The sequence below is a fragment of the Streptococcus danieliae genome (assembly GCF_025447695.1).
In the GTDB taxonomy this organism is placed as follows: domain Bacteria; phylum Bacillota; class Bacilli; order Lactobacillales; family Streptococcaceae; genus Streptococcus; species Streptococcus danieliae.
On the sequence record NZ_JAOBSU010000113.1, the window covers coordinates 1 to 5,188 of the forward strand.

Sequence of the window (5,188 nt, forward strand, 5' to 3'; positions counted from 1 at the left end):
AAGGTTATTGCAGAGGAAGTTGTTGATACTCTAGAATTTACACGTACAGGAACGATTAACCTAGCTACCGGCGAAATTACTCTAGGTGAGTGGACATCTGCTACTGGCGATAGCTTTGACAATAAGAAATCACCAGTGGTTCCAGGATATGTCTTGAAAGATCCTAGCCAAGCAGAAGCGGGAGCTCACACAGGTGTGAAAGCAACTGATGGTGACTATGTTGATTCAGTAGTTTATGTACCAGTTGGTAACTATGTTCCAGAATTCCCTCCAGGTGTAACTCCAGAGAAACCATGAACAGAAGTACCGTATGTAACAGATCCAAACAAACCAACGGATATTGTTCCACCTACTGATCCAAAACAACCTGCAATTCCATATGTACCAGGTTTGACTCCAGTAGATCCAGGAACGAAAGAACCGTTGAAACCAGTTGATCCACAAGATCCAACTAAGGGTTACATCCCTCCAGTTCCAACAACACCTACCGACAATACGAAGATTCCATATGTACGTAATATGTCGTCTGCACAATTTGTTTACCGTGTAGTAGGTCAAGATGGAATGACTGTTATTCGTGAACTTGAGAAATCTCCAGTTCTTGAAGGAGCAATTGGTGATCCAATCAATTACTCAACAACAGATACAATTACTAAATACAAACGCCTTGGTTATGTTCTCGTGAAAGATGGCTTTGTACCAGGTGGTCGCTTCACTCAAGATGGCGCTGTTTACCACGTTGACTTGAAAGAATTGATTATCCCTGTGACACCAGAGAAACCACAAGAACCAAACAAACCAACAGATCCAACAGATCCATATTCACCAGTTTACCCACCAATTGAAAACAAAGATATTGTGAAGTTGACTGAGGAAGTAAAACGTGACGTGAAATACTATGTTCGCGATACAAACGGAAACCTTACGAAGATTCCAGAAATGGAAATCCCAACTAAGGAAGATACACTTCGCTTCCGTCGTGAAGGAACTGTTAACCTTGTAACAGGCGAAAATACTCTGGGTGAGTGGGTTGCTCTAGATGGCACATCCTTCAGTGGTTATACATCACCAGTTTACAAAGATCATATCCTTGTAAATGCAGCAGATGTAGTGAAGGGTGCCCATGCAGGTATCACAGCAACATCAGCAGATATTCATGATGAAGTTGTCTATGCGAAACTTGCAAATTATGTCCCTGAATTCCCAGCGGATATGCCAGATAAGCCATGGTCAGAGGTACCATATACCAACGATCCAACAGATCCAGGTAAGATTGTTCCTCCTGAAAATCCAGCTCAACCAAATATCCCTTATGTACCAGGATTTGAGCCACAAATTCCGTTGAAACCAGTTGATCCACAAGATCCAACTAAGGGTTACATCCCTCCAGTTCCAGAGGATCCAACTAAGCCAACCGTTGTTCCTTATGCACGAATTGATAAAGCACAAATTATCTACCGTGAAGTGAAACAAGATGGCACTACAGTTGTCCGTGAACTTGAGAGTTCAGCGGTTATGGAAGGTACTCAATCACAAGTAATTAACTATGCAACAGCTAACACTATTGTTAAGTATGTGAAACTTGGTTATGAGCTTGTGAGAGATGGTTTCGTTTCAGGAACTCACTTCGACGGTAAGGACGGAGTAGATCTCTACTACGTAGACCTTAAGGCGAAGGTGATCCCTGTAACTCCAGAGAAACCAGTAGATCCTAATAAGCCAGTTGACCCAACTGATCCAAATACACCAAATTATCCAAATCCAGATAAGGATGATATCCTTAAATTGACGAAGGAAGTTAGCCGTGAGGTTCGTTACTATGTACGTGCAGAAGATGGAAGCTTGAAAGAGGTTCCAGCATCTGAAGCGCCAATGCACCGTGATGTACTCCGTTTCCGTCGTGAAGGAAGCATCAATCTGGTAACTGGTGAAACAACTCTTGGTGATTGGGTAGCACAAGATGGTACAGCATTTGGAAACTATAAGACTCCAGTCTATAAAGGTCATATCCTTGTAGATCCTTCTCAAGTGGAAGTAGGAGCTCATACAGGTATTACAGCTGATTCAGCAGATATCCTCGATCAAGTTATGTATGTTCCAATTGCGAACTATGTTCCAGAGTTCCCTCCAGGAGTAACTCCAGAGAATCCATGGAAAGAACTACCATACACGAACGATCCAAACGATCCAAGTAAACTTGTTCCACCAACGGATCCAAGTCAACCAGCTATTCCACATATTCCAGGTTTGGTACCAGTTGATCCAGATACTCGTGAGCCATTGAAACCAGTTGATCCAAGTGATCCAACTAAAGGTTACATCCCACCAGTACCTAAAGATCCAACTAAACCAACTGCAGTTCCTTACGTTGAGGTTCCAAAACCTGAGCCTAAGCCAGAACCAAAACCTGAGCCTAAGCCAGAACCAAAACCTCAACCAAAACCTGCACCTCAACCAGAACCTGTAGCACCAGCTCAACCTGAGGCACCAGCGGCAGAACTTCCTGAAACTGGTACTGACGATGCTGCTGGAGCAACAGCTCTAGGTATTCTAGGTCTTCTAGCAGGATTTGGAATTGTCGGACGTCGTCGCAAAGACGAAGAATAGTCGACAGGTACATACTAGATAAGAGTATTTACAGTATGAGTAAAAGTGGGAAATCCCCTATGTTTGTTTAAATATTTCCCGCCCTCTCCTATTTTAGGAGAGGGTTTTTTCTTTGTGAAAATAGGTTTTAGTCATGGACTTTTCCGACTTTTTCCACTAAAATATAATATGTGATTCTTTTGACAAGTCAGAGGATTTTCAAAAGAAGAAAGGAGTTTTAATGTATGAAAAATGAACCGTTTACCAAAACTGTTCAACGCTTTTCTATTCGGAAATATTCTATTGGGGTAGCCTCTGTCTTTTTAGGATCTGTTCTGTTTGGATCTGGAACTGTCCAAGCTGAGGAAACTCAGAGTTTGGGAGATCAATCAAGCCTTAGGGGTTTGGAGAGGGGACAAGAGACTGGTGTTCAGCCACTAGTGGAGGAGTCAGCAGTGGTATATTCTGCGGCAGCTTCATTGGATGTCTCTGTGTCGGAGTCTTCGGATCTTCCGTCTCAAGCTGTAGCGGTTAAGGAAATACTGGAAGAGGAGTTTTCAACTGCTTCAGTGCTGGAGTCAGCGCCAGTTTTGAAAGAAGGTGCAATAGTTAAGACTGGGTCAGAAGGTCAGCAAACTTCTTCATCAGTGGAGGAGGAGGCTTCAGTGGTGCAGCCTCCTTCTAAGACAACTCAAGTAAGTTTAGAGAAAGAAGCAGTACCACAGAGTTCTTTAGGGCTGCGAATAGCCAATCCAGTAAGGGAGCGAGCAGCGCTTTTGGCAGCGGAAGTACCTTCGACTGGTCTTAAGGTTCCTATTGATTTGACTGTAAATGGTTTTACAGCGAATGTTCTTGATCCGAATTATATCGTGGAAATTTATGGCGGTACTTATTTTGATCGTTTTGCTAATAATGGCAATCAGGTCATTCTGCGTCAAATTGATTGGAATAAATTCAAAGGGACTGGCTTTTCAACCGAGTATAAACGGGAAGGGAATTCTGGGAATTACATGCTCTGGTTTGAGAATCCAGCTTTCTACAACAATATCGAGAGTATCAAGCTTAAGACGGATTCAATCTATAACGTTGACGAAGCGTTCACGCCAAGTGAGAACAATCAAGTATGGACAATTCCCGTTCTTAAGCGTTTTGTGAGTTTTCCGGATGATCCTAGTATGAGTTCCGATGCAACATCTTTCTCGGTAACGATTACCCTTAAAAATGGGAAGACCTTGTCGGAATTGGTTGGGAATCAAGCGGTCACTTTCGGCTCAACCTTTGTGAGCGGAGATAACTATGACTCTATCTTCAATATCAATCGTATTGTGCTGGATACCTTGAATGGAGCTTGGTTTGCGGCAGAGATGTCGAACTATGAAGCAGCCTTGGCGGATACAACTGTTGATAGTATATTTTCCGATACAAAAAATCAGAAGACGGAATCGTCCCAAACCCATCAAGAAATATCCGAATTATTACCAATCGTTACTGAGAATGGCCAAGTAACGGGTTTTAAGTTTATCACACGGTATGAGCTGGTTAAGGGGCGTAGTGTGTTAACCGAGCCGGCGGGAACTATCCCCTATATTGTTCAGAAACTTCCACAGGAATTAATGAATTTGGTGGACACGAATCAGGTCCATTTGTATGCGTCTAATGCTGGTGGAACAAGAACCAGTCAGGCCATTCCATTGGTTGTGAATCAGAGTGGCTTGGTTAATACCAAAGATACCCCAGCAATTAGCCTTGAAGGTGTCACTAGTCAGCAAGAAGCCGATAGCAAGCGGCAAAAATTGGTCCCTATTTTTACACCAATTATTGAGGAAGTAAAAATGCCAAGTGTAACCTTGAGTGGTTACTATGAGCCAGCCGCCTATACGATTGAATACAACTTACAAACACCGCTCAGCCGTGAGGCATTTGCGACTGTGATTGACGGAATTGCACAGAAAACAGGAGCGTCTGCCTTGGCTGAAACTTGGAAGGAACGTGGGGTCTATTCAGGTTCCAATCAAGCCACAGGTATTATGCGAAACACCTATTCTAACACCTACATGGATCGTAGCATCTTAAATGTTGAGAATAAATTGGTTGGAAGCATGCGGCAGGCAGACCTGTATGAGATTCACTATCTAAATACGGAAGTCCAAGTTGGAAAATCAGGACTGGCCCCACAAACAGGGCAAATCCCTCGAGGAACTTCCTTTAAAGTTCTGACAAATAATGCTTCACAAGTTACATTTGATAATCAGGGAACAGCGACTATTACGCTTCCAGAAACAGAGAGGTTAGGGGAAACAGTTTATACAGTTCTAGCAACCTATCCAGATGGTTCGACGGATCGTAAGGTTTTGACAGTTAATCGGATTTCAGCTACAAAAGAAGAGGCTGATAGTTATAATCCAAGTTATGATGGTGCTGGTGTTCAGGCTGGGGATCAAGTTGTCCTAACAGGTAAAGACTTGCCAGCCACTGCAACTTACAGTGTGACAGGTTCCGGCATGACGGTTGATAACCAGGGTCGTGTGACAGTTGTTGTTCCATCTGACGCGTCTACAGGTAGTTTGTCTGGAAGTGTAACAATTCGCTATAGCGATGGATC

Annotated in this window: 3 protein-coding genes; all 3 read left to right on the forward strand. The window is 43.2% G+C overall.

Translation table 11 applies throughout. From position 1 onward, the window contains the following. Positions 1–297 (forward strand): mucin-binding protein (locus N4310_RS07420; protein ID WP_262092679.1); only part of this gene is annotated, 297 nt, incomplete at its 5' end. A 93-nt stretch (positions 298–390) separates the two neighbouring features. Beyond that, positions 391–2,607, forward strand: coding sequence for a mucin-binding protein (locus N4310_RS07425; RefSeq protein WP_262092680.1), 2,217 nt, complete (start codon positions 391–393; stop codon positions 2,605–2,607). 224 nt (positions 2,608–2,831) lie between these two features. Continuing rightward, the coding region (locus N4310_RS07430) for a Rib/alpha-like domain-containing protein (RefSeq protein WP_262092681.1) at positions 2,832–5,188 on the forward strand (2,357 nt) is incomplete at its 3' end.